This is a genomic window from Peribacillus sp. FW305-BF15, from assembly GCF_058783805.1.
In genome coordinates, this window is record NZ_JBYSYV010000011.1 from 1 (window position 1) to 25,258 (window position 25,258).

Here is a 25,258-nt window from a genome sequence, read left to right on the forward strand (position 1 = left end):
GAGCCTTAGTATCAGATTCCTGTTCGTCGAGCCAAGATTTTATTCCACGCTTCCTCCAGCCCTTACCTCACGATAAGTACCTTGCGCTTCCTTAGTAGTTGGTCGATATGTACCCCCACAGTGGACTTTCACCACCTAGATAGTTGCCATGCCTGGCACACAAGAAAAAGCTGCCTTAAAGACAGCTCCGATCTTCAGCTAACGCACCCATTAGCTTAGGTACAATAATTCACAATCTTACTTTTTTAGATAACACTATTACTAAAAATTTTATTTTGTATAAATATTTTATATATGTAAAAAAGCTTACTCAAAGAGTAAGCTTAACCACTATAAACACTATCACATGTTCCAGGCTTTGGTTCATAAAAACAATGGTCTTTAAATTGACCAGTATGTGGTTGATCATACCATGTTGGAGGGCATGGAGCATATGGATTAAAATACCAAAGAGCATATCTAGCCGGATGCTGTCTCCAGTGCTTCAAATTCTGTTCTGCTAATCTTCTTTCAATACCTCTCGCTCTTTGATAAAATACATTCCCTTTTTGAACAGCTTCAAAAGAATAATTTCCTCCTTGTACTTGATAAATGACTTGTGGAATTGTTCTTAAACCTTTAAAGTCTAAACAATTAGCTACAAGACGATTCACAATTACATTTCCAACAAATAACATTCCTAGTCTTCCTTCACCTTCGGCTTCTGCTCTCATCATCCTTGCCATTAAGTCAACGTCTGAACTTGTGTATTTTGCTCTTGTCATTTTTCCACCTCAAAAATATTGTATGAAAAATAGCCTACAGTCATGTCATTATTTATGTAATTTAAATGCTTAGTTATAATGACTTACAGCTTTTAGGTAAAATGAAAACTATTGCATTCTTTTTTCCCTTAATTCAACTAACCTGCCCCTTTTGTTCCATAAGAAAAAGGCTGCCTTAGCAACCTTTTGTTATACTTTCGACCTTTTATTTGAAAAACCGTTGTTTAAAACTTACTATTTAATAATTATTACATTTCAAGAAGTAAATCAGCTTTTGATAAATACATATTTTTTGTCCTGCTCCGTTCGGTTCTTGAAACAAGACTTAAAACAACAAATGCAAGTGAAGCAATGACCGATATGGTTCGCTAATTTGTATATTATTAACCCTTTTTTAATAGTCCTTTGACTGACCTTTCTTTTGTTTGGATAGGGCAGATAGAATGGATTGTTCGCCCACCCCTTGATTTCTCAAAAATTTCTTGGTCAGACTTAACTTAAGAACAATTTTGTAAACGATCATCGCTGTAACGATACTGATGATGGCTCCGACAAGAACATCTGCTGGATAATGGACACCTACCCAAATTCGCGAAATGCCTACAAGAACGGCCAAAATTCCCCATAAAAATCCCCAACCCCTTTTGAACAACCAGAAGGTTATGCAAAATGAAAAAAATATGATCGTATGGTCGCTTGGAAATGAATTATTGACTGCTTTTTCAACTAACTTATTAACGTTGGGCAACTCAGCAAAAGGTTGGTAATTCGAGTGGAATTGCCCTGCTATTTTCGCCAATATTTCTGAGATAACTAATGCAATAAATGCACAGATTACCATGATTCTATTTTTATTACTTCGAGAAAACAAAAACATCAGGACTGCCAATACTAAGAAAAAAATCATGTACTCAGCGATGAATACAAAGAAAGGATTTAAATCCGTGTATTGTTTACCTAGATTATTAATCATTCTAAACAAATTACTATTCATTTCGGACAAAGCCATTGAAAAATTCCTCCTGATTGTATTATCACTTAAACCTTCATTATGCTCCATTATGTAAATAAGATGAACTTCAATTAAACCTATATTTTACATCTTTCAGACAGAAAGTCCATCATCAACGTGGCGGTTTAATCCTCCATTTATATTAAACTATCTATTCACACCTTAAACTATCTTGATGGAAATATTTATATAGGCTCCTGTTGAGTGCGGCGAACAGATGGGTAACTGAATTTGAAATGAAGCAAACGGATTGGCAAGAGAAATGGGATCAATTTGTGCCTATGTTTATTATGACGGAAGTTGACATCGTCCTTTTGATATTTATAACAAGGGCTGAAATTACCAGGAGCTATATAGCTCCTTTTTTGTTTTGTAAAAAAAGCCGCCAATTGGCAGCCTTTTATAGAACGAATGCACTTTAAGTACATTCCTTCACAATCTTTGTAAATTGAAGAAAATATCTACCCACTTAAATTAAATTTTATTATCTAACAATTCCTCCTCATCACATATCATATTGATGAATTTAATTAAAGACGCAGGTACATACTTATCTTTTCGATAAATGAATACTGTTTTGACTTTTCCGTATAGATTCGGAATTGAGTGTTGTCGAATGGTTCCGTCTTGTACATGCTTTGTAATCACACTTTGTGGAAGCATACTTATACCTAGACCAGCTGCCACACAACCGATGATTCCATCTATAGTGCCAAATTCCATTATCTTATTGGGTATCATCTTCTCTTGGTATAACCATTGTTCAAACTTTTCACGATATGCACATCCTGAATGAAATACAAGCAACGTCCTTGTTTGAATTTCTTTGATTGAAGAAGATATTGGAGGATGAACTGTATCTGTGATAAGCATTAGTTCCTCTTCGAATACTTCTTTCTGAATGAGATCAGGATGATTAATAGGGCCAGATACAAATGCTCCATCAAGTTCATTCTGAAGAACTGCTTGAATACTTTGTTCTGTAGAACCTGTTTTTAAAGTTAAATCAACCTCTGGAAAGTCTTTATGATACTTTGAAAATAAGATTGGTAAGCGAATTGCTGCGGTTGTTTCCATTGAACCAATAACTAACGGACCTCTAGGTGTTTGGTCATCATTCATCATACTTTTGGTTTCTTCAATAAGATCGAATATTTTTTCTGTATATGTTAGCAACATTCTTCCTTTGTCAGTTAATGCAGTGCCACGATTATGTCTATAAAAAAGAGTTGTTTGAAGATCCGATTCCAACTGCTGTATTTTCATCGTGATATTTGACTGTGCATATTGAAGTTCCCTTGCTGCTTGAGAAATACTCCCCATCTTAGCAACACTCTGGAAAATTTTTAATGTATGCAAATCCAAAATGATCTCTCCTTAGTTAATATACCTTTTAGCCATCGTTAAAAGTGATATCAAATATCATTTTTATGTATTATACCATATAGCAAAGAAAAGATATGCTTATAATATCCTACATTTAACTGGATACTCTAAAGACATCATTACTTTTTGAGGGGAGACACACCAAAATGCCATTATTACGTTTTGACTTAGTAGAAGGAAGAAACGAGGAAACTCTTAAAAAATTATTGGATTCAGCTCATCGTGCGATGGTGGAAGCTTTCCAAGTGCCTGAAAGTGATCGTTATCAAATAGTTCATCAGCACCCACCGCATGAGCTAATAATCGAGGATACTGGACTGGGGTTTAAAAGGAGCAGAGACTTAGTAATTATTAGTATTGTTAGTAAAAAAAGAACTGAAAAACAGAAAGAAACATTATACACACTCCTTGCACTAAAACTTGAATCAGAATGTGGGATTTCTCCACAAGACTTGATTGTTTCTATAACAGAAAACAGCGATGCTGATTGGAGTTTTGGGCAAGGAGAAGCACAGTTTCTAACAGGTTCATTATAACTAAAAAAGATATGGTTATAATAGACAATTTTATTGAGGTGCATCTATGAAGAAGCAAACTTATCTTTTTTTAATAGGGGGAATATTTTCTTTAATCATTGCAATGGGGATTGGAAGATTTGCATATACTCCCATTCTTCCACTTATGCAAAAAGACCTTTCTTTATCAAATACAACAGCTGGTTATATAGCATCTAGTAATTACGCAGGATATTTACTTGGAGCAATTTTAGCTGGTGCCATTCCGTTTAAGAAGTATAGAACCAATTTATTAAGAGTAAGTCTTATCATCAGTATCTTAACCACTTCCCTAATGGGTCTCACATACTCTAATTTACTATGGAATGTACTTCGCTTTCTATCAGGGGTTGCCAGTGCGTTTGTTTTGGTCTTAGCCTCTGGTATCGTGTTAGATAAACTTGCGGCTATAAGAAAAACCAGTTGGTCGGGGTTGTTTTATGGGGGAGTAGGCTTGGGAATCTTTTTATCCAGTCTAATGATTCCGAGTTTAAACCATTTATTTCGGTGGGAAGGAACATGGATAGGACTAGCTGTTGTGGGTGGAATCCTTGCTATCTTTGTATGGATCTGGCTCGATGAAACCCCCAACGTTGTTAAGAAGAAAAATAAACAAGATATTATTGTAAAAGTGCCCCCCACTAAATGGCTTATATGGTTGATTATTGCGTATGGTTTAGAAGGATTGGGTTACATTGTTACAGGAACGTTTATCGTATCTATCGCTGAAAAGACCTCATACTTTCATAATGGTGCCACCTTAGTTTGGATGATGGTGGGATTGGCTGCGATTCCATCCTGTCTCATTTGGTCTTTACTAGCTAAAAAGTGGGGATACATTAAATCTTTAGTGCTTGCAATGGCTCTGCAATCCTTGGGTATTGCGATGCCAGTCTTTTGGATGTCAAAAACTAGTTTTGTCATAAGTGCTTTATTATTTGGAGCCACTTTTATGGGTATCACCACCCTTGCTACAACAGTGGGACGAGAAATGAATCCATCTGATAGCAGTCGGACTATTGGTATTCTTTCTGCTATTTATGCTTTAGGACAGTTGATAGGACCAACTCTTGCTGGAGTCTTATCATCATTCACACATGATTTTAATGCTGCTTTTATTGGCGCAGCATGTGTTGTCTTCTTTGGGGCAATTTTGCTTTTAAGTGGGATTCATTTCGAGAACAACCCTAACATAAGAAATTCAACCGTCCAATACAAAAAATAGAAGAGAATTAATTGGGGTTAAAATACAAAATCGGGGGATTAATTGATGTTAAATAATGAAATGATGAAGCATTTGAAGATTAAGAATCCTATTATACAAGCTCCTATGGCCGGCGGGATCACCACTTCGAATTTAGTAGCCGAGGTATCCAATAATGGGGGCCTTGGAATGATTGGAGCAGGCTATCAGACACCCATACAATCAAGAGAGCAGATTAGAGAAATTAAGCAGTTAACATCAAACCCTTTTGGCATCAATCTTTTCGTGCCAAACGAGTTTAACGTAACGCCTGAAGCAGTCCATTCAGCTAACCAGCTATTACACACTATCCGTAAGCAATTAAACTTAGAACAAACAGACAGCTTTGATATTCCTGAATATAACAAAATTTTTGAAAGCTTTATTGAACAAGTTAATGTTGTCATTGAAGAGAATATATCTATTTGTTCCTTTACATTTGGTATTCCTCCTAAGGAAGTGATAGATAAATTAAAACAGCACAACATTACTCTTATAGGGACAGCTACAACTGTAAGGGAAGCCGTTGAAAATGAAAAAGCAGGAATGGATATGGTTGTTATACAGGGCAGTGAAGCTGGTGGGCACCGCGGGAACTTTATTGATGGTCATCAGGAGAGCCTAGTTGGTTTAATGTCACTTATACCACAGGTTGTTGACAATGTAAGCATACCTGTTATTGCTGCTGGAGGAATTATGGATGGAAGAGGATTAATGGCTTCACTCTGCTTAGGAGCACAAGGTATACAAATGGGTACAGCTTTCTTGACTTGTATCGAAAGTGGGGCACATAAGGTACATAAAGAAGCCATTTTGAATGCTGATGAAGACCAGACAACCTTTACTCGTGCCTTTTCTGGTAAATGGGCAAGAGGTATTAAAAACAAATTTATTGAAGATATGCTAGAGCATGAATTGGCTGTACCCGATTTTCCTGTTCAAAACCTTTTAACTCAAGTAATTAGAAAAACGTGCAGTGGACAAAATAATCAGGATTTCATGTCACTCTGGTCTGGACAGAGTCCAAGATTAGCAAAAAGTCAAACCGTTGAAATATTAATTAAAAATATTCTTGCAGAAGCCGAGAATATAAATAAACAATCATTTTCTCCAAAGTGAACTCATATAAGCATAAAAAAAGAAAAACTACATCTTTAAACAATTGAGATTTGTTCGAGAAAATACAATTAGTTGCGTATCCGAAATTAATGACGAGTCATCACTTTTCATTCCTGAAGGATTCACTAATAATATTAAATGAAATCTAGGACATATATTTGTTGTACAAGAAAAGTTCGTTTTTAATAGTATTAATGAAAGAATTACAATACAGAAAGACATTTTCGATTTAATCATTACTGGTACTAAACCAACCAATTGGGGAGAAAAAGTACTACCAATGATTAGCGAACTATACAATCACTGGAGAAACAAGTGTACAGATCGAACAAAAATTGGAATTTCGGTTAAAAGAAGTTATAGAGAAGCCGTTTACTACTTCAACAGGTCTCACATTATTAACAGTTGAAAAATTTCTCAGTTAATGTTTATATCATGAAGGCATGCATTTCGCTACAATAAATTCGTTCAAACGAATTATTCAAAATGAAAGAAAGAATAGGATCCTTTAGTACAAACAAAATGTTCTATTCTTTCAAACAATCATTTAAAAAAACTTTATTATAGCACCGTCACAAATGGTCGGTGCTATATGTGTTAAAAGCGTTTAAATAAATTATCATCAAACACACTGTAAGTCCAGGTAATGTACCCGTTAGTGGAATAGAGCACGAAAAGAGGTGACCAAAGGACATCCTCCTTCCCATTATAACGGAATCTCAAATTGATCCTTTCGCTTCTGCTCCAAACTAACGATAAAGGAACGCATCCGCTTCATGGAAAACTGAAAGACCGGGCTTTGAATAAAGGTATATGCAAACGTCATAATAAACACTGGACCTCCAAGGATGAAACCGATAATCAAGATGATGCTCTCGACAACGATTCTTGCCCAACTGACCGATAATCCGGTTTTTTCCGAAACGGAAAGCATGAAACCATCCCTGGGACCTGCCCCAATTCCCGCAGCCACATATATCCCTCCGCCAATTCCGGTTATGATGATACCCGTCAACAATATGAGTATATTCAACCACCAATGCTCCGTTTCATGAGGAAGAATGTTGAGATGCAAAAAGAAATCCATGATCGGGCCAATTGACAAAGCATTTAGAAAGGTACCAATATTAATATACTTCCTATCCACGACAAAGACGATCAACACAAGTACTAAACCACACATGACACTCCACGTTCCTATTGTGAAACCGAACCTCTCGAACAGGGCGACGTTTAAAACCTCCCAAGGATGGAGCCCCAAGGATTGAACATTCACCGCAATCGCATTCCCTAATCCAAAGAAAGTTAATCCAAGAAAAAAAATAAAATACCGTAATAGCCGCAATGACATCTCTTCACCTCTACACCTTTTATATCCATCTACTATAGATGAAGCAGGTTAAATGAACAAGATGATCTATGCAAATCAAAAGTTGTTACCAAATGATTAACAGTGAAGCACATAAAGACGTACCTAAGGATGGTAGGTTATTTCTTATGCAACTATCCTGCCCCGTTAGTTGCATAAAAAAAGCTGTCTTAAAGACAGTTCCGATTTTGAGCTAACGCACCCGTTATTTGAATAAGAAAACAGGCTCGCCAAAACAATCCTATCCTTAATCACCCGTCATTTAACAAGCCTTTGTTCTAACTCATCTTTTTGGCGCAAGTGATGACGAAAATGCATACCAACCAAATCATACCATTCCCTTGCATTCAGCCATCCGAACCCTCCATGCTCGACTTTATAATTTGGGTTTATATTATCGACTTTCGATGCCCATTGGCTTAACCTTAGAATTACTTGATCCATTCTGCTGATAAGATCCTCCTTGCTATCTGAATTATTAGGTGGAGTATTTAGTTCATCCGGTAATTTAATTTTAATTGGCGGAAACCTTCCAATCTTATATAAATGCTTACCAAACTCCGTTTTCCCAAGGGGTTGTTCATCATTTAAGGTGAAACATGTATCCATATTATCGAGATACTCATGGGCAACAAGGATTAAATGGTCATACATTTGCCCAATAGACCAAACCGTTTCTTCAGATTTATATCTTAGCTGTTCCAAAGAGTAATTTTGAAGCTCGTTTTTGTAAGTATTAATTAGTTTAAGTTCACTCAATTTAATTCCTCCATTATATTATTTAACTCAAAGTCTAAAACTTTTATATTTTTTGTATATATAACTAATTATTCAATTTTCAATTATAAAATACCTACTTCAACTAACCTGTCCCTTTAGTTGCATAAGACTTTATTGAGTTGACAAAGATTAGACATAAAAAAAGACGGTTTTACCGTCTAATAAATAGCTTTCTTAATTAATCCTGGGGTTTTTAGCCATCTTAATCAAACATAAAGGTTTTTTTTCGATAGCTTATTGAAAAGACTAACCCCATCGCTAACATATTACCAATTAATGAGCTTCCTCCATAACTTATAAAAGGTAATGGTATTCCTGTTATGGGTACCAGGCCTATATTCATCCCGATATTCTCAAAAACATGGAAAAAAATCATGGAAGTAACACCGGTGCATATGTAAGATTCAAAACTATTTTTTACGTCTAGAGCCAACTTGACTATACTCGAAATAAGGAGAAAATAAATTGTTACTAAAATACTAGCTCCAAAGAAACCATATTTAGAAGAAATAACGCTAAATATAAAATCCGTATGTGCTTCTGGAACATATATACCCTTTTCCAGATAACCATATACCCCTCCTGAACCAATGGCTAATAATGCTTTGGTCAGATTATAGCCTTCACCTGATGCATAAGATTCTGGATCGATCCAAGCATAAATTCTTCCTAATTGATAGGTTGCGAAACCCATTGATTGAAGCATTTCAGGGTTAAAAAAGACTAAGTATATAAGAATGCCAGAAATTAAGGAAATGATAATAAAAATAACACTGATAATTTTCCATGATATTCCCGAAATAATAAAAATCCCTGTAAAAATACATATTAATACTAAAGACGTACCTAAATCTGGTTGTAGCATAATTAAAAGTATAGGAAGAGCTGTAGCAGCTCCCATCTTAATTAACAGTAACAAATCTGTTTTTAAAGATTTATCTAGATATTTCTCATGATGTTTTTGCACTAAGAAACTTAAACAAATTATTAAAGATATTTTTGTGAATTCAGCTGGTTGCAGTGATCCGATTCCCGGAAGTTGAAACCAGCTTTTGGCTCCATTTATTTCACGAGCTATGGATTCAGGTGCCAAAATTAACGCGATTAATAGAATGATGCTAAATGAGTATATAAACCAATTCAAGCGAAAGATCTGTTCAGAATCTAAATACATAATTCCTGCAATTATCCCGATCCCCACGATATACCAGGTTATTTGTCTAAATAAAAAATTCCCTTCATATTGACCAAAATCTTGAGCATTTAATATAGCTATACAACTTGTTATAAATAGTAAAAGCAAAAGTGTAATCAGGTTGTAATCCAACTTTGAATTTTTCATTTTTTCCCCTTGTAAACATTATCTTATAACTCAACTTAATTTTACTGAAAATGTAATTTTTTTAACTAAAAGCATGGAGGATAACCAATTAAAAAAGGCTTAAAATGTTATCTTTTTTTGTTATACGATTTTTTTCAGTATCATTTCCACATTTACATATTATTTCATGAAAAGTAATTAAAAGTATACGAGTAATTCATTAGCACACCCCCTTATTGAAGTAAAGCACCCATTAGTTCTATAAGCATTAGAAACCCGTAAAGCCACCAAATACATTATTTGTTAAAAAAGTGGTAATCTTGGTCATCCAATCAAAAAATAAGACAATCCCCATAATAATTGTTATATAGCCACCAAATTGAGTTATTTTGTGGTTATATTTTTTTATCCATCCTGATTTCCCTATAAAAAATGACATTGTTAAGAAAGGTATGGAAAACCCAAGAATATAAGCAATCATGTATAATAAACCTTGTCCAGTCGATAAACCAAGGGTTACGATGGCACCTAATATGGGACCAATGCAAGGAGTCCAACCAGCAGCATATCCTATCCCAATTAAAATAGAACCTATATAACCAGATGGGCGATTTTTAAAATTTATTTTTCTGTCCATCATCAAGAATTTAGGTTGAAAAACCCCAACAATCATTAAACCAAAAATAATTATCAAAATTGCCCCTACTTGTCTAATTAAATCAATATATTCATAAAATAGATCGTAAATAACAGAAGTGGATAACCCTAATATTACAAAGATAATAGAAAAACCGATCAAAAAATATAAGGTATGAAGCATTGGTTTGCAGTTTAATTTTTTATTATCTTCTTTTAATTCACTTATCGATAATCCTGTAATATAAGATAAAAACGCCGGGTATAAGGGTAAACAGCAAGGAGATATAAAAGATAGTATCCCTGCACCAAAAGATAAAAGAATATTTAAGTCTCCCAATCTTATTTCCTCCCATTTCCGCTTTCCTTGTATAACTTTACCATATATACACATACCCTTGTTGAACTATTCTGCCTTTAGCTCCATAAGAAAAAGAGCTGCCGAAGCAACTCCTTATGAATTAAAGCACCCGTGAGTTCATGAAGGAAATCCAGGTGTGTCTCAATCATTATAATAAATAATCAGCCAAGATTTTCGGATAACTTCTTAATTATTTGTTTAGAATCAGAGGCAAATTCCACAGATGCATCATAATACATTTTTCCGTCTTTAATCAGGGAGAAATCACCAATCTTGATTTTTAGCAGAGTACTATCGCCTTTTTCTTTTAATTGATAATTATATGCGACATCACCTTCATTCGGCTTTACTTCCCAATTTGAAACGTTCAAAGCGATTTTTAATTCTTTCTGTACAACTGCTCTAATGATTTTAGTGATTGACTGCCCACCATTAGGAAGCTCCCAAATCACCTTACTTCCCTCGGTCATATCTTCATTAGGATAATTTTCTGGTAGTTCATCCCATTCTGCAACGTACTTGGGTTTAGTAAGCACTTCCCAGACTTTCTGAGAATTTGCTTCAATGAGTATCTCATCTCTTACAATTAGCTGTTCGGTCATCTAGTAGAACTCCTTTCAAGTGAATGACAACTTGTTATTTCTCCCAGAGCTCGATTAGTCGACCTTCAGGATCTTCAATCCAAATGAACTTTCCAAATTCACTAATCTCTTTTTTCTTTGCAAGAGGGACACCAATATGTTCAAGATGCTTAATAGTCTCGTTTAGATTATGTACTTCGAAATTTAACATCACTTGTTGTTCTGTTGGAAAATAACTGTCATTCTCGGTAAAGAAAGAAAAGATCGTCTCATTTCCTAATTGCGGTTTTATCACAGTCCCATTCCAATTTTCTATTTCAAGCTTCAGCACTTCACTGTACCACTTTTTTACAGATTCAAGATTCTTAGTTCTCCAAAATATTCCTCCGAAACCTTTTATCATCGTATCTAACTCCTGTCTGTCATCCAATTTTCATCTACCGATTACATTAGATATTCGAGATTTACATTTCAAGTTCCTTCTTCAACTATACTGCCCCTCTAGTTCATTACTATATTTCCCCTAAGATGAAGGCAAATTGGACTAACCTGCTTACATTAGGGAAAAGGCGTTCCTGCTTAATACAGAAACGCACCCGTTATGTTTCCCCTTCATTCTTTCAATGAATGGGAGGGATACTCCTGTTGGATATGACGTATAAGTGCAGTGACAACTTGCGGACCGGATTCTACGAGTCTGCCTTGTTCAAATGCAGTGAAGTTATCACCGCCTGAAGCTAAATAATTACTAACCGCTACTTCATATTCGTTGCTTGGCTGAATCTCTTGACCCTTCTTGTCTTTCAGCACAACGACGCGGCTGCCAATTGGAGCTTTGGCTTCCCAATCATACGTTAAGCCAACCGTTTGTAACCTATTTTCATGATCTTTCGTCCACTGCTGCTCTAAAGCAAGTTTTATCTGCTCTCCTGTTAAAATTAACTTACTGACATTATGCCCCATAGGCACGTTTGTATAAAGGTCTTCTACAGTGATCTTCCCTTTTTTTAAACTTTTCCGCATTTCGCCTTGATGGACAAAAGCTATATCTACCCCCATGGCTTCGCGCTTAGATTCTGCAATCATTTTCGCTAATGGGGATTCACCATTTGCATCTTGATTTCGTCTGATTTCTTCCGGCATTTCCCCTATTACCTGATTAAAATTGCACCCCAATCTTTTTCTATATTTATCTAGAAGGGCAACCGTTTCTTTATCCGGTTTTATATGGTGATGTGAAGTGGCAACGATCTTTGCTTGTTTCTTAACAATCATTTTAGAATGCGGATCAATTTCAAGCTTTACTTGAGAAAAGGCTTTCCCATTAGAATAGGCTTGAACGATCAGTTTACCGGCTGCAACCGTATTGGCATATTCATGGCTGTGACCCGCAAAAATGACATCGACCTCATCATCGATTTTTGGAGCCATCTCCACTAAAGACCCATTGGAATTTGCTCCTGCCTTATCTGATTTAGCTGAATTATGTGCCAGTACAACAATCACTTTGATCCCTTTTTCCTTTAAAAGCTTTACGGTTCGGTTAATAGCTGAAACTTCATCCGTAATTTCTACTTCTTTTGGATTTTCAGGGGACACATACATGTTGGTCTCTTTTGTGACCACACCGATAAATCCAATATCAATTCCTCCATTTGTTTAATAACATACGGTGGTAACAAGGGAATGCCCGACTTTCTGTCGATGATATTTGCAGAACTGTAAGCAGTATTGGCACCTTGAAAATACCCTGTTTTTTTATTGAATCCCCCATGAATAAGACGTTTCATTTCATTTACGCCTTCGTCCAATTCATGATTTCCAGGTGTCCCGACATCAAAATGCAGGAGGTTTAAAAATTCGATCGTGGGTTCGTCTTGAAATTGAGAAGAGATTGGAGGGCTTCCTCCTACCATATCGCCAGCATGAACGAGTAATGTATTTGTGTTTTCTTGTTTATATTTTTTTAAATAGGCAGCCAAGTATTCAGCACCGCCTGCCATGTTTCCTGAAACCATTTGATATTTGTTTAGTTGGCCGTGAAAATCATTAACGCCTAATAATTGTAGTTGAATGTAGCGGTTGGATGTGGAATGATTCGTTGAGGAATGATTGGATGAGAATGCTGTGATTTTATAAGTTACGAAAATGATGATAAATACCAAGATGAACAAAGAAGTTATGGCCGCCTGAAATTTTGACAACTTCGGATCCCTCCCTCTAGATGTAAATTAAGAATAACTCTAGAGTTTTATATCCGTATAAAGGGACCGTGATTTTTTGTTATGTTTTATATAATAATTATTAAATGAACCCCGTACATGCATATCTTTTTTAAAAAACTCATAAGGCTAAACATTCAGACAACCAGCAACTGTGTTGTTTAGAAAGGCTCCCATTTCCCTTCCATTATTTGTTCTAAAATAGCTGATCCAATAAATAAAGGAATTGCCGACCAGTTCCAGGTGTTCAAAAATAAAGTGCCCTTTAGTTTAAGTACAATACTTTACAAATTAGCCTTCGGCAAAAGGAAAGTTTGGTATCTTACTCCTATTGTTCAACAATGAAAAAAAGGCTTCCGTAGAAACCTTATAACCTATTTATTTAAGTTGACATCTTATTTACACACATTTATAAATTGTCCAATCAAATAGACTGGCTCTGTTATAGAATATTAAAAAGCAGAGGAGTGATTATTTGAAGTTATCGGAGATAAAAGGATCTTATGAATTGATCGCTGGTTTGGGCAGCTGGTGCGGACCTGCCCTCCATACAAAGAGGTATGATTTAAGAAGGAATTCATTTCCTTTGGATTGGGTTCAATCTGCTTTCCTCCCTGAAGTAAATAGATTATTAAAGAATAAATTTGAGGGATATATGGAGTTAGAAAATATGCATGAGAAAGATATACTCGCTCATTTTGTTGATGAAGGAAATGTTGTTCTTGAACCAGGGGGTACTCAACCATCAAAAGCACATTTTATTCATGATAGCCACTATAAGATAGATTCCGTCCATGATTTTCCGAAGATACCAAATCAAGATTGGACAGTTCAATATCCAGCATTTAAAAATAAGCTGAATCACCGCATCCAAAATTTCCTTACAAAAATCCAGCAAAGTAAAAATACATTATTCATCAGATATGAGTGGTCAACGGCGAACTATGAAGATATTATCGAATTACAATCTATTTTATCTCAACTTACAACGGGTAAGTTTACCCTGTTGATCATGCAGCCAGTAGATGGTGGTTTAACAGAAGTTAAAGATATGAACTGGCCCCATGATGGGATTTGCTTTGTACATGTTCCTCGCAGTAATCCCAGTGATAATGCCATTTGGGATCATGTTTTACAAGGAATAACTTTAACGAATTAAACATAAAGGCAGGGTTTCCTGGCTTTTTTTTTAGGCTGTTCTCCCATACTTTGTTGCGATTTACCAGGTAGTGAGTTGTGGTTGATTTCCCCTCCAGGTGCTCCAATCAACCTTAAATAGTTTCGTTTTAAAAACAACAATCTTTACGAAAAGAGCCTTTTTTTATTAAATAATTTCGAATTCCTATGCAAAATGAAAAGTTCCTTTCCTCATCGTGCACACTGAAAATTAATGGCTATTGCACCCAATTAATTTAAGAATTTATAACGATCGTGTTTTATATGCTGATATTGCAGTAGAGGAAAAGTGCTGAGGAGCCCTAATAAAAAGCTGGACAGTTCCTGGTTACAGGAAAGCAAGACCGCTGTATGGATGTTTAAAAAATTGGCCCAGAGCACAATAATATAGGCAACGTATGTATGTCTTTATTCCGCCAAAGGAGGAGTATCCATTTGAAGATTTCTTCAATATCATTCATAGAACCTCCCGTTTATCATGAATTCCCTCCCCTCTATGAAGGTTTAGGGCTGCCTGAGTTATCTTCATTCATTCAGCAGCGATTTGAATTTGCATATACCTTGGGGAAAGCCGAAAGAACGGGGCTTGCTAGCATCCGCTTTAATAAACGCCAGGGAGATTTCGAAGTACATATTCCTGATAAGATGCCAGGAGTGGGACCAATGAAGCTTCGGGAATTAAAGGGGTTGTTACTGGAGAAAACCAAAGCAGCATTCATCGAAAATATTGAATCCGAACCCAAAAAAAGAAAGGTCTACTACGCCGAATTTCGTCGCCCTCGGAAAGATGCTGAATAAGTGTGCTATCCGACAAGGAGCTATCATTGTTGTCTTGTTGAATTTGTTTTATAAAGAAAGATTGTACATTAACTTCCCCTCTAAAAAAAAGGTTGCCGCAGCAACCTCCCTTGTTTTAATAATCCTCCTTATTTTCATTATCCAAATCATCATCAAGAAAAGACTTTTTACCTTCCTTCACTCCATACTTTTTTTCTAGAAATTCACCTAAATTCGAATGGTTAATTCCTCTTCTCACCGCTGTTTCAATAACTATATAGAGAATGAATACCCCAACAATATAAAATATTATAGCCTTCACTAAAAATCCCCCAAACAACAACTCATTTCCCCCTTTATTTTACCAAAAAAACCTTGTTGGAGTGCCCGAATATTGCCTAAAAAAAAGGAGCTGCTAATCAGCTCCTTGAAATGAAATAACGGCCTAACCTCCTGTATAAACACTTTCACATGTTCCAGGCTTTGGTTCATAATAACAATGATTTTTAAATTGACCGGCAAAAGGTTGATCGTACCAAGTCGGTGGGCATGGAGCATATGGATTAAAATACCAAAGCGCATATTTCCCTGGGTGTTGCCTCCAATAATCCAAATTCTGTTTTGCTAATCTTTTTTCAGCAGTTCTCGCTCTTTGATAAAATACATTCCCTTTTTGAACAGCTTCAAAAGAATAATTTCCTCCTTGTACATGATAAATGACTTGTGGAATTGTTCTTAACTCTTTAAAGTCTAAACAATTTGCCTTAAGGCGATTAACAATTACATTTCCAACATACAACATTCCTTGCAGTCCTTCACCTTCGGCTTCAGCTCTCATCATCCTTGCCATTAAATCCACGTCTGAACTTCGATAACTTACTCTTGGCATTTTTTCACCCCAAATATATCGTATGAAAAACAGCCTGCACTAATGTCATCATTTGTGAAAATGACACTCTCCTTCAGTAGAGGCTTTAATGTAGGTTGTATTAAACTCGTTTAGTAACACCGAGAAAATGGGTGTCTTAATGGAATGAAATCAAGATCCTATATGCTAGTCAGAGAAGGATTTTTTTTGCACACAAGGTTGCCGAAGGAATCTAAATAACAAATTCCCCCCAACAAAATCTCGGGGGTTTTTCTTTTGAATAAAATTTTCCGATTGACTTTATGAAAAAAATAAAATAAAATTCTAAGTACTTCATTTAAACTACTCTAACTCGAGTACTTAAAATTGAGTAATATACTTTAAAACAAAAGGATGGATTCAACATATGAAATTTACTGCATTCTTAAAAACACGAGGTGCAACAGCAGCAATCTTTATGGGGATTTTCTATGCAGTTGCCATGCTAGGCATCTTCTTGCCTGGGTATACAGCCATTCCAGGAAATGTCGATAAATTACCTATCGCCATCATCAATGATGATGCTGGTAAAAATGGGGCAATGATCGCCAAAAATTTACAAGAAAATTTACCCTTTAAAGAAATCGAGACGGATATATCAAATAAACAAGCCTTAAAAGATTTGGAGCACAATGATTTAGCATTAGTCGTACACATCCCAAAAACTTTCTCTGAAAATATTCAAAAAGGTGAAGCGTCATCAAGCATCGACTTTACAATCAATGAGGCAGGGGCAACAGTCGTTTCTTCTACCATGAATTCTGTCGTAACTGAAATTAACAATCAGTTAAGCACACAATTCTCGCAACAAACAGCTCAGGGCGTATTGATGAACTTTAATGTACCAGAAAAGCAAGCTGCTGAATTAGCGGAAAAGATTGAGAAATCCTATGTAGGAAATGTCGTTACAATCAACGAAATACCTGATGGCATGAATCATAATATGCTGCCGATGTTCTTAACAATGGCCGGTTATGTAGGGGCAATGATCGGGGCCATGCAATTGGTAGGTGCATTTAGAGCCAGCCGGGGAAAAGCAAGCAAAACACGGTTATTCGCTTATGTGCAAATGGCTGCATTATTGATTGCCGTGGTTTCATCAATCATCGCTGTAGGTGTAGCCTATTTAATTGACAAGCCAAGCGGTGACCTATTCTTCGGTATAGTAGGTCAACAAATACTGAATTATATGGTATGTTTTAATTTCACCGCGATTTTAATCTTCTTATTTGGTGAAGGCGGCATGATTTTAAACTTACCGATTTTATTAATGCAAACAATAGCGAATGGTGCCACCATCACACGTGATATGATGCACGCACCATATGAATGGATGAGCCACATTTCACCGATGTATTACTCGGTGCAAGCATACTTTGCAAACCTATTTGGCAGCATCAGTCCAAGTCCGTATATTTGGTCAATGGCTGCGGTAGGTGCCGCTGCGATGTTAATTAACATGGCTATTGTCGCGTTTTTACACAAACCGATGCCAGTACAAGTTTCTGAAACAGAAGTTGAAAAGAAAGCGGCGGAAATCACAGCTTAGGTTTTGCTACAATAAGGAGATAATACTTCTTAAAGGAGCGTAGAAAATGTCTATTCAAATTTTTATATTGAGCAAGCTGATGGAGGATAAAAATTATCCTTATAAATTAAAAAAGCAGCTTTCAGAACCCATACCATTGGATCGCCTGGGCGGATTAACGGAAAGTAAACTGTACTACCATTTTGAATCATTGGTGAAACAAGGTTTAGTCGAGCCGGTTGAAGTGATAAAAGAAGAACATCGGCCTGATAAACAGGTATTTGCGATTACGGATAAAGGTCGCGAAGAACTACCAAAAAAAATCTATAAATTATTTGAAAATGCGGATGAAATCAAGGATATGATTGTCGGTTTAGCCAACATCAAGTATGTGGACCGGGATAAAGTAGTAGATATATTAGAAAGAAAAGTAAAGTCCATCAAGGCTATTTGGGAGCAGCTTGAGAATTTCGAGCCAGAACCTAAAGGCAACGAGAATATTCGTGAATTTTTAGAGGGTTATTTTTCGACCAGGACAGATCACACAATATCTTGGTTTGAAGAGTTAATCAAAAGGATTAAGACAAAGGAATTGTGAGTTTACTTGCAGGCAAATTCGAGTTGATTTCAGAAATCCGCTCCCTTTCCGCCGACTGTCTACAAAGCCTCCTCGACGCAAGCGTCTGCGGGGTCTCGGCTAGCCGGTTATTCGGCGGAGTGTCGCATATTTCTTCCATCCAATGAAGAGTACAGGAGAAAAATTTAAAGAATAAACTAAACTTGGTTCGGAATAGACCAGCCTGCAGTTTTTATTTAAAAAAACGTTCCAGTTGATTTCAGAAATCCGTTCCCTTTCCGCCGACTGTCTGCCAAGCCTCCTCGACGCAAGCGTCTGTGGGGTCTCGGCTAGCCAGTTATTCGGCAGGAGTGTCGCATATTTCTTCCATCCAATAAGGAGTACAGGAGAAAAATTCAAAGAATAAACTAAACTTGGTTCGGAATAGACCAGCCTGCAGTTTTTATTTAAAAAAACGTTCCAGTTGATTGGAACGTAAGGTACGAGACTCCTGCGGGAAAAGCGTGGCCAAGGGAGACCCCGCAGGCCTTGCCGAGGGCGGACCGCCCGCGGAAAGCGAGTGCCCTCCGTTCCAATCAACGATCAGATTTACTCCCCCTCAAAACGTTCGAGTTGATTTCAGAAACCCGCTCCCTTTCCGCCGACTGTCTGCCAAGCCTCCTCGACGCAAGCGTCTGCGGGGTCTCGGCTAGCCGGTTATTCGGCGGAGTGTCGCATATTTCCTCCATCCAATGAGGGCTTCTTCTCTAAAAAAAAGTAGGATAAAATACGGGAACGTCCGATTTGGACGTTCCCGTTCTTTTTCATTAAAGCTCCCTATAATCAAATCATTGTAAGCTAATGAAGCATTTTTAAAAGCTGCGTTTCTCTGGCCAAGCTCCTTGCATTTTACTAAGGAATACAATTTGCCCAATATGATATGCGTCGTGCATGGCTAAACTCTTCAATTCAAGCACTAATGAATTATCTTCTCCCGGGACCTGTCTATACAAATCTTCGTGTTCTGATTTTGCTAGTACTTTTCCAAGTTCGCGATGAACATAAAAGTATTCTTGTTTTGTTTCTTTCCAATTTTCTAACGTCTCAGTTGGTAATCGAAATGTAGAGTCATTATTTTCTGCCTGTGGTTCATTCTCTGTTTCACCAAGAAACCGCATCAGAAATCTCTTTTCATAGAAAAGTAAATGACAAACTAATTCCCAAATGGAATTCATTGCCCCATCAGCTGGTTTCCAAATTGCCTGTTCAAAAGTAATATCCTCTAGCACTTTTTCAAGTGGTGGAAACCAGTCTTCTTCATCTAAGCAGCTTGCCCATTGTTGTAATAAAAGGGTCTTTACATCCATTTTCCATTCCCTCCAATTTAATCCCTTTAATAGATAATCCCTTTGGTCAACATTCATTTGCGACGTGTTTTAGATAACTAGCCAAGGTGTCATGCCAATTCCTTGTTCAATTAAACTGGCCCTTCAACGGAACAATGAACGTTCCGTTATTTGGAAAATTCTGATAATATCAGTTTATCATAAGTTGTGTTGACTGAGAAAGAACAACTGACCATTTTAGTAATCGTAAAGTTATCTTTTATATGTTTAATGGGACTTTACCAATTTCAGGGTATTGGAAGAAACTTAGATTTTAGGCGCGAGACTCCTGCGGGAGAAGCGTGTCCAGGGGGAGACCCCACAGGCGCATAGGCGCCGAGGAGGCTTCCCGGACCGCCCGCGGAAAGCGAGTGCCCTACGTTCCAATCAACGAATCACTGTACAGACCCTCACAGACTTAATCGGAATGAGCAGATAAGTAGTCCGATTTGATCGTTTTTAGAGCATGAACTTTTTGAACGTATCATCCACTTAGTCCATACCAAAAATTTTCCCATATATTTTGAATTCTAGGTTCCATATTCTCTTTACCATAATAAGAAAATTCCATGAATATCCCATCGATCAAACAAAAATAGGACATGATTAAGTTCTCGATTTTCCCTTGGCGTATTTCTTTTTTGTCTATTCCTTCGACAAAGATAGCATGTAAGATAGCGGAAAATGATTCTTCAGATCTAAGGAAACTTTCATTTAAGATGTGCTTCAAATGCTCCGGCGGGAAAATCATTGCCCTCTTTAAAAATGTTGCTTTATCTTCATGGTTTTTATAATAGTTACAAGTATCTAGAAGGATGTGCTTTAGCTTTTCTTCAGAAGAGAGGGTATTTATCTCTTCGACAAATTGTTCGACCTGGTGTATATGCTCTTCCAGGATTTCTTCAAACAGACACAAGAATAGGTCATCCTTATTTTTGAAATGGTTATAGATTGAGGGTTTTTGTATACCTACCCTCTTGGCAATTTCAGATAAAGCAGTTCCCTCGTATCCGTACTTGGTAAAAAGTGATAAGGAAATGTTTTTTATTTCATTTTTTGTCATAATGAGCCTCCAAACTATCCAACGTCAGTTAATTTCATTATAAACTCATTTCCTTTTTTAAACTAAATATTTAACACCTTGGAACATGGTTCTTTCTCTAAAAGATAAGAATTAGAATATGCTTGATAAAGAAGTTTCTTCGCTTTTATACACAACTTTCCCATCGTTTATTGTTAGTTCCACTTTAGTTTCGAGCACTTCACTTTCTGGAATATCAAATAGATTTCTGTCTAAAACCACAAGGTCAGCAAGTTTCCCCTCTTCTAATGTACCTAGCTCGTGCTCCCTGAAACATCCATGGGCTGAGCCATAGGTATATGCTTGCAATGCCTCTGCCAAAGTGAGTTTTTGTCCAGGATGCCATGTGTTTTGTGGATCTCCGCTACTATCCACTCTAGTAATCGCAGTATATATTTGCCGCATTGGATTTAATGAGATGGAAACCGGAAAGTCTGTTCCTAAAGCTAAAGATGCACCTGTATTTAATAGCGACTTCGTCAGGAACACATTTTTTTCCCTTTCAGGACCTATTATTGAAGTATATACCTCTCTTGATGAAGCAGCCATGTGATCAGGCTGCATCGAGGCAATGACCCCCAGTTTTGAAAAACGTTCAATGTCATCCGAATCAATTACTTCAATATGCTCGATTGTATGCCTTGAGTCTCTTTTTCCATTCTTGCGTACAGCTTCTTCAAAAGCGTCTAAAGCTAAACGAATTGCCGCATCTCCAATAGCGTGAAACCTGATTCTAAATCCGAGTTCATCCGCTTTAACAACTCGATCGATCAAAACTTCTGGATCTAGAGCTGGATGACCGCAAATATCCAATTGATCGGAGTAAGGTTTCAGGAAGTAAGCGGTATGGCCCGTGACTGTTCCATCAACGAATTGCTTTAATCCTGAGAATTGCAGTTTCTTTGATACATATTTATTTCTCAGTATTTGAGCTTTGTCCAAATTGCCATCCAATTCAGGAGTGATATGAAATCTAGTCGTTAATTCTCCTTGCTTATCCAATTTCTCAAAAAGATCATAGTCTTGAAGGAAGTCATCTATTGGCGCAAACAAATCGTTTACAGAAGTAATTCCATATTGCGATAACAATCGTAAAAACTCTTTTAATATCGTTTCTTTTTTATTTTGTGTTAACCGTAATGCCTCTTTTAAAACGATTTGCTGGGCTTCTTCATATAAAATTCCAGTAAGTAAACCATTCTTATCTCTTTCATAGCGACCAAAATCCGGATCACGTATTTCCTCAGTAACTCCTGCTAATTCCATGGCCTTACTGTTCACCCATGTATAATGACCTTCAGCATGAAAAAGAACGACAGGACGATCTGGAATGACAGCGTCAAGAATTCTATAATGGGGCTCTTGTTTATCATGCCAATAACCTGCATCCCATTGCATGCCGATAATCCATCCTTCCTCAGGACATTCTTTAGAAAACTCCAGTACTTTTGCAGCCACTTCTTTAGCTGACCTGGCTTCAAATAAATTAATACTAGTTAAACTTAGTGCACTGAACATAATGTGGAGATGAAAATCATGAAATCCAGGCATAATCAATTGATTTCCATAGTTAAATACTTTTGTACCACTTCCTATAAAAGGTTCAATCTCTGCTTTTGATCCTACACTCAAAATTTTGTCACCTAAGATAGCTATTGCCCCAGACGTTGGCTCATGTGTAAGCCCTGTGAAAATAGCATCACTGGAAAGGACAATATCCGCTTTTTTAATAGTCATGGAGTTTACCTCTTTTCATTCAAAATAATAAAACAGGAACTGATCATTGCACGAGTTTCACATCGAATTCTTCTTTTTGCTCTGCAAAATTCAGTTCAGGAGGACGTTCCTTAAACATTTTTGTTAAGTACAATAAGTAAATGAACCCTACTGTCATCCATGTGATTCCTAATACTAATGAATGGATATCCAACTTTGTCATAAACCATATAGTTATGCCGGTGCCTATTAAGGGAAGAAGGAAATATAAAATGATACTTTTAGGAGATCTCTGCTTCTGTCTCACAAAATAATGGATAAGCACTGCAAGATTAACGAAAGTAAAAGCAAACAGTGCCCCAAAATTAATGAAAGAGGTAGCCGTTGCGATATCCAAAAATACGGCGCTCATTGCAATACAAGCTATGATCAAGATATTGAATATGGGCGTTTGAAATTTTGGGGAAACATATCCGAAAATCCGCTTAGGCAGAACATTATCTCTCCCCATTGCATATAAAATCCGGGCTCCGCTGCCTCCTGAAGCTATCGCAGAAGCAGTAGCGGATGTCACTACGACAGAAACAAACAAACTATTCAGAAAATTACCCCCGGTATAAATCATGATATCGACTATAGCTGTATCAGGGTTCTTAAAAGCATTGAAATTCGGGAAAATCGATTGTGCAAAATAGGTAGCTGCAACAAATAATAACCCTCCGATCAATGTCGTAGCATAAATAGCTTTAGGAAGTGTTTTTTTCGGATTTTTGGTCTCTTCTGCAAGTGTAGTAACCGCATCAAACCCAAGAAAACTAAAACATAATAAAGGTACAATCGAAAGCAGATTATTAATATTCACGTCTGGACTAAAAAAAGGATCTTTAGAAAACAACTCCCCTGTGCCTTTTCCTGATAAAAGTCCATTTATGCAAAGCAGGCTGAAGATCATGATAAAAAGAAATTGAAATATCACCAAAAAGGTATTCACATTTGCAGCGACCTTAATTCCTAAAATATTAATCGTTGTCACAGCAATGATAAAAGAAATGATAACGGCAACGATAGGAATACCAGGGAAGTAAGCATTCACCATAACCCCAAAAAGTAAAGCGCTGATCATAGGACTGAATAGATAATCCAATAAAATCACCCATCCTACCAGGAAACCAAGGTGTGAATTGATACCTTTCTGCACAAAGGTATAAGCTGACCCGGTAGTGGGATATACCTGAACCATTTTTGCGTAACTATATGAAGTGAATAGCATGACAATTAACGCGATTATGTATGCTGTCGGAATCATTCCATGGGTACGATCAATAGCGATGCCATATGTGCTAAAGACTGTCACAGGCGCCATAAAGGAAAGTCCAAATACAATTACATATCTTGTATTCAGTGAACGCTTAAGCTCGGGTAATCCTTTCATCGCAAAGAGCTGCCTCCTTTATTAAATAAATGGGCTGTTTTTAAGTTGAAGTGATTTAATTATCTTCTTTCGCACCTAATGCTGCCAGGCTGGCAAATTCATGTACAAGTGTTGCCGCTAAAAGTGAAGTGATTTGACTTGGATCATATGAAGGCAGCACTTCAACAACGTCATATCCTATAAAGTTAAATCCAGTTAGGGAACGTATCATTTTTAATGTATCATAGCTGCTAAAACCACCAATTTCAGGTGTACCTGTTCCTGGGGCAAAAGAAGGATCAACGAAATCTATATCAAATGTCAAGAAACAAGGGGTGTTACCAATCGTTTTTCTAATCTCTTTCAAAACATCTTCAAATCCACGATTGGAAAGTTCACCAGTTGTAATCAGGCGATAACCTAAATCGAGGCTTGCCTGTAAATCTCCAGAGTGGTTTAGCGTGCCGCGGATTCCTATTTGAAACACTTTATCTTCCTGCAGTAAACCTTCTTCGTGGGCACGAATGAAAGGAGATCCGTGCCAATATTTTTCCTCATAATATGTATCCCAGGTATCTGTATGGGAATCAAAATGAATCATGGCTACTGGTCCATATACCTTTGCCGCAGCTCGTAAACTAGCTAAAGTAACAGAATGGTCTCCCCCTAATCCAATCGGTATGACCCCTTTGGACATCAATTCATGAATGGATTCCTTCATTAGCTCATAGCTTCGATGAATATTATGGGGAATAACAGGGATATCGCCAATATCAATGGCGTTCATTTGTTCAAAAGGATATACATTATGAATCGGATGATAGGGAAACAGGGTCATGGATGATTGGCGAATGGCTTGGGGAGCAAACCTGGCTCCTACCCGAAAAGACGCTGCTGTATCAAAAGGCATACCTACAATTGCCAGCTTTGCATCATGCTTTTGAGAAGGTAAACGCATAAAAGTCCCTGTTGTACAAAACTCTGGCTTTACATCTGGTGTAAGTGGATATTTCATAATTATCATCTCCTGGTTTTAAAAGTCTTTTGATATGATTTACAAATACAATGTGTAATCGCTTACAAACCATGATTCATTGAATTACTTTTTATGTCTAACACCTACTTTTTCGCACTATATTAACTAACGGTAGTTAGTATTAAACCAAATATAAACACAATTGTTAAAAAAGTCAAACTATTTTTCAAGTCGATTTGTCTAAAAAAATGTTCAGTGATTCCGGAAATACGCTCCCTTTCCGCGGACTGCCTGCCAAGCCTCCTCGACACAAGCGACTGTGGGGTCTCGACTAGCCAGTATTTCGGCAGGAGTGTCGCAAATTTCCTCCATCCATTAAGGATTACTGTAAAAAACC

The 25,258-nt window shown here is 36.9% G+C and carries 26 protein-coding genes; 7 read left to right on the plus strand and 19 right to left on the minus strand.

From position 1 onward, the window contains the following. Positions 1-323 precede the first annotated feature (323 nt). From AC3WLU_RS13250 to AC3WLU_RS13260, 3 genes are all read right to left on the minus strand, one after another. Positions 324-764 carry a cell wall hydrolase gene (locus tag AC3WLU_RS13250; RefSeq protein WP_057279073.1) on the minus strand — a complete coding sequence of 147 codons (441 nt, stop codon included), beginning with the start codon at positions 762-764 and terminating at the stop codon, positions 324-326. A gap of 394 nt (positions 765-1,158) precedes the next feature. Beyond that, positions 1,159-1,773 (minus strand): undecaprenyl-diphosphatase, encoded by a 615-nt coding sequence (locus tag AC3WLU_RS13255; RefSeq protein WP_492597367.1) that lies wholly within the window; start codon positions 1,771-1,773, stop codon positions 1,159-1,161. 477 nt (positions 1,774-2,250) lie between these two features. Then, positions 2,251-3,141, minus strand: a complete 891-nt coding sequence (locus AC3WLU_RS13260; protein ID WP_492597368.1) for a LysR family transcriptional regulator — start codon at positions 3,139-3,141, stop codon at positions 2,251-2,253. 167 nt (positions 3,142-3,308) lie between these two features. Between AC3WLU_RS13260 and AC3WLU_RS13265 the strand changes: the two genes are divergently transcribed. From AC3WLU_RS13265 to AC3WLU_RS13275, 3 genes are read left to right on the plus strand one after another with little or no spacing between them, the layout of a single operon-like run. Continuing rightward, positions 3,309-3,698 (plus strand): tautomerase family protein, encoded by a 390-nt coding sequence (locus AC3WLU_RS13265; RefSeq protein ID WP_413004270.1) that lies wholly within the window; start codon positions 3,309-3,311, stop codon positions 3,696-3,698. Between the two features lie 46 nt (positions 3,699-3,744). Beyond that, the gene (locus AC3WLU_RS13270; RefSeq protein WP_492597369.1) at positions 3,745-4,941 is read left to right on the plus strand and encodes a YbfB/YjiJ family MFS transporter; all 1,197 of its coding nucleotides are present in this window, start codon (positions 3,745-3,747) and stop codon (positions 4,939-4,941) included. Positions 4,942-4,986: 45 nt separating this feature from the next. After that, on the plus strand, positions 4,987-6,078 hold the full coding sequence (locus AC3WLU_RS13275; RefSeq protein WP_440438732.1) for an NAD(P)H-dependent flavin oxidoreductase: 1,092 nt from the start codon (positions 4,987-4,989) through the stop codon (positions 6,076-6,078). Between the two features lie 706 nt (positions 6,079-6,784). Here the strand turns inward: AC3WLU_RS13275 and AC3WLU_RS13280 are convergent. The 8 genes from AC3WLU_RS13280 to AC3WLU_RS13315 all read right to left on the minus strand — a co-directional run bounded on the left by AC3WLU_RS13280 (position 6,785) and on the right by AC3WLU_RS13315 (position 13,330). Beyond that, entirely contained in the window at positions 6,785-7,429 is a 645-nt protein-coding gene (locus AC3WLU_RS13280; RefSeq protein WP_427526846.1) for a YczE/YyaS/YitT family protein, read from the minus strand. Between the two features lie 276 nt (positions 7,430-7,705). Beyond that, positions 7,706-8,206 carry a DinB family protein gene (locus AC3WLU_RS13285; RefSeq protein ID WP_063574946.1) on the minus strand — a complete coding sequence of 167 codons (501 nt, stop codon included), beginning with the start codon at positions 8,204-8,206 and terminating at the stop codon, positions 7,706-7,708. 223 nt (positions 8,207-8,429) lie between these two features. Beyond that, on the minus strand, positions 8,430-9,569 hold the full coding sequence (locus tag AC3WLU_RS13290) for an FtsW/RodA/SpoVE family cell cycle protein (RefSeq protein ID WP_063574945.1): 1,140 nt from the start codon (positions 9,567-9,569) through the stop codon (positions 8,430-8,432). A gap of 247 nt (positions 9,570-9,816) precedes the next feature. Next, positions 9,817-10,524 carry a cytochrome c biogenesis CcdA family protein gene (locus tag AC3WLU_RS13295; protein WP_413004264.1) on the minus strand — a complete coding sequence of 236 codons (708 nt, stop codon included), beginning with the start codon at positions 10,522-10,524 and terminating at the stop codon, positions 9,817-9,819. A gap of 182 nt (positions 10,525-10,706) precedes the next feature. Next, the gene (locus AC3WLU_RS13300) at positions 10,707-11,147 is read right to left on the minus strand and encodes an SRPBCC domain-containing protein (protein WP_492597370.1); all 441 of its coding nucleotides are present in this window, start codon (positions 11,145-11,147) and stop codon (positions 10,707-10,709) included. 34 nt (positions 11,148-11,181) lie between these two features. Next, positions 11,182-11,529: a VOC family protein gene (locus tag AC3WLU_RS13305; protein WP_034310877.1), complete on the minus strand. Its 348-nt coding sequence runs from the start codon at positions 11,527-11,529 to the stop codon at positions 11,182-11,184. Positions 11,530-11,738: 209 nt separating this feature from the next. Further along, positions 11,739-12,752 (minus strand): bifunctional metallophosphatase/5'-nucleotidase, encoded by a 1,014-nt coding sequence (locus AC3WLU_RS13310; protein ID WP_492597371.1) that lies wholly within the window; start codon positions 12,750-12,752, stop codon positions 11,739-11,741. Continuing rightward, entirely contained in the window at positions 12,698-13,330 is a 633-nt protein-coding gene (locus AC3WLU_RS13315; protein ID WP_492597372.1) for a metallophosphoesterase, read from the minus strand. The genes AC3WLU_RS13310 and AC3WLU_RS13315 overlap by 55 nt, the downstream gene beginning before the upstream one ends. 526 nt (positions 13,331-13,856) lie before the next feature. Between AC3WLU_RS13315 and AC3WLU_RS13320 the strand changes: the two genes are divergently transcribed. Both AC3WLU_RS13320 and AC3WLU_RS13325 read left to right on the plus strand, forming a co-directional pair. Beyond that, entirely contained in the window at positions 13,857-14,507 is a 651-nt protein-coding gene (locus AC3WLU_RS13320; protein ID WP_492597373.1) for a DUF1796 family putative cysteine peptidase, read from the plus strand. A 452-nt stretch (positions 14,508-14,959) separates the two neighbouring features. Next, entirely contained in the window at positions 14,960-15,322 is a 363-nt protein-coding gene (locus AC3WLU_RS13325; RefSeq protein ID WP_268564211.1) for a hypothetical protein, read from the plus strand. 115 nt (positions 15,323-15,437) lie between these two features. Here AC3WLU_RS13325 and AC3WLU_RS13330 read toward each other — a convergent pair whose 3' ends face one another. Beyond that, positions 15,438-15,623: a hypothetical protein gene (locus AC3WLU_RS13330; RefSeq protein WP_231892155.1), complete on the minus strand. Its 186-nt coding sequence runs from the start codon at positions 15,621-15,623 to the stop codon at positions 15,438-15,440. 123 nt (positions 15,624-15,746) lie between these two features. Beyond that, entirely contained in the window at positions 15,747-16,190 is a 444-nt protein-coding gene (locus tag AC3WLU_RS13335; protein WP_063574939.1) for a cell wall hydrolase, read from the minus strand. A 385-nt stretch (positions 16,191-16,575) separates the two neighbouring features. Here AC3WLU_RS13335 and AC3WLU_RS13340 point away from each other — a divergent pair, with 385 nt between their 5' ends. Then, positions 16,576-17,757, plus strand: coding sequence for a YhgE/Pip domain-containing protein (locus AC3WLU_RS13340; protein WP_492597374.1), 1,182 nt, complete (start codon positions 16,576-16,578; stop codon positions 17,755-17,757). A gap of 46 nt (positions 17,758-17,803) precedes the next feature. After that, positions 17,804-18,334, plus strand: a complete 531-nt coding sequence (locus AC3WLU_RS13345) for a PadR family transcriptional regulator (protein ID WP_413004251.1) — start codon at positions 17,804-17,806, stop codon at positions 18,332-18,334. Positions 18,335-19,164: 830 nt separating this feature from the next. Here AC3WLU_RS13345 and AC3WLU_RS13350 read toward each other — a convergent pair. From AC3WLU_RS13350 to AC3WLU_RS13375, 6 genes are all read right to left on the minus strand, one after another. Then, complete coding sequence (locus AC3WLU_RS13350) at positions 19,165-19,659, minus strand: DinB family protein (protein WP_057279083.1); 495 nt, start codon at positions 19,657-19,659, stop codon at positions 19,165-19,167. A 502-nt stretch (positions 19,660-20,161) separates the two neighbouring features. Next, a complete protein-coding gene (locus AC3WLU_RS13355) occupies positions 20,162-20,740 on the minus strand; it encodes a TetR/AcrR family transcriptional regulator (RefSeq protein ID WP_063574937.1) in 579 nt (192 codons plus the stop codon). Between the two features lie 111 nt (positions 20,741-20,851). Further along, complete coding sequence (locus AC3WLU_RS13360) at positions 20,852-22,495, minus strand: amidohydrolase (RefSeq protein ID WP_492597375.1); 1,644 nt, start codon at positions 22,493-22,495, stop codon at positions 20,852-20,854. Positions 22,496-22,538: 43 nt separating this feature from the next. Continuing rightward, positions 22,539-23,906: an APC family permease gene (locus tag AC3WLU_RS13365; RefSeq protein ID WP_492597376.1), complete on the minus strand. Its 1,368-nt coding sequence runs from the start codon at positions 23,904-23,906 to the stop codon at positions 22,539-22,541. A gap of 55 nt (positions 23,907-23,961) precedes the next feature. After that, positions 23,962-24,900, minus strand: a complete 939-nt coding sequence (gene speB, locus AC3WLU_RS13370) for an agmatinase (RefSeq protein WP_230134736.1) — start codon at positions 24,898-24,900, stop codon at positions 23,962-23,964. 122 nt (positions 24,901-25,022) lie between these two features. Next, the coding region (locus AC3WLU_RS13375; protein WP_492597377.1) for a hypothetical protein at positions 25,023-25,258 on the minus strand (236 nt) is incomplete at its 5' end.

Coding starts and splice junctions, on each gene's coding strand:
- AC3WLU_RS13365 (WP_492597376.1), bottom strand. CDS start 23,906: ATGAAAGGATTACCCGAGCTTAAGCGTTCACTGAATACAAGATATGTA.
- AC3WLU_RS13275 (WP_440438732.1), top strand. CDS start 4,987: ATGTTAAATAATGAAATGATGAAGCATTTGAAGATTAAGAATCCTATT.
- AC3WLU_RS13345 (WP_413004251.1), top strand. CDS start 17,804: ATGTCTATTCAAATTTTTATATTGAGCAAGCTGATGGAGGATAAAAAT.
- AC3WLU_RS13355 (WP_063574937.1), bottom strand. CDS start 20,740: ATGACAAAAAATGAAATAAAAAACATTTCCTTATCACTTTTTACCAAG.
- AC3WLU_RS13360 (WP_492597375.1), bottom strand. CDS start 22,495: ATGACTATTAAAAAAGCGGATATTGTCCTTTCCAGTGATGCTATTTTC.
- AC3WLU_RS13300 (WP_492597370.1), bottom strand. CDS start 11,147: ATGACCGAACAGCTAATTGTAAGAGATGAGATACTCATTGAAGCAAAT.
- AC3WLU_RS13290 (WP_063574945.1), bottom strand. CDS start 9,569: ATGAAAAATTCAAAGTTGGATTACAACCTGATTACACTTTTGCTTTTA.
- AC3WLU_RS13255 (WP_492597367.1), bottom strand. CDS start 1,773: ATGGCTTTGTCCGAAATGAATAGTAATTTGTTTAGAATGATTAATAAT.
- AC3WLU_RS13250 (WP_057279073.1), bottom strand. CDS start 764: ATGACAAGAGCAAAATACACAAGTTCAGACGTTGACTTAATGGCAAGG.
- AC3WLU_RS13340 (WP_492597374.1), top strand. CDS start 16,576: ATGAAATTTACTGCATTCTTAAAAACACGAGGTGCAACAGCAGCAATC.
- AC3WLU_RS13270 (WP_492597369.1), top strand. CDS start 3,745: ATGAAGAAGCAAACTTATCTTTTTTTAATAGGGGGAATATTTTCTTTA.
- AC3WLU_RS13265 (WP_413004270.1), top strand. CDS start 3,309: ATGCCATTATTACGTTTTGACTTAGTAGAAGGAAGAAACGAGGAAACT.
- AC3WLU_RS13305 (WP_034310877.1), bottom strand. CDS start 11,529: ATGATAAAAGGTTTCGGAGGAATATTTTGGAGAACTAAGAATCTTGAA.
- speB (WP_230134736.1), bottom strand. CDS start 24,900: ATGAAATATCCACTTACACCAGATGTAAAGCCAGAGTTTTGTACAACA.
- AC3WLU_RS13280 (WP_427526846.1), bottom strand. CDS start 7,429: ATGTCATTGCGGCTATTACGGTATTTTATTTTTTTTCTTGGATTAACT.
- AC3WLU_RS13335 (WP_063574939.1), bottom strand. CDS start 16,190: ATGCCAAGAGTAAGTTATCGAAGTTCAGACGTGGATTTAATGGCAAGG.
- AC3WLU_RS13350 (WP_057279083.1), bottom strand. CDS start 19,659: ATGGATGTAAAGACCCTTTTATTACAACAATGGGCAAGCTGCTTAGAT.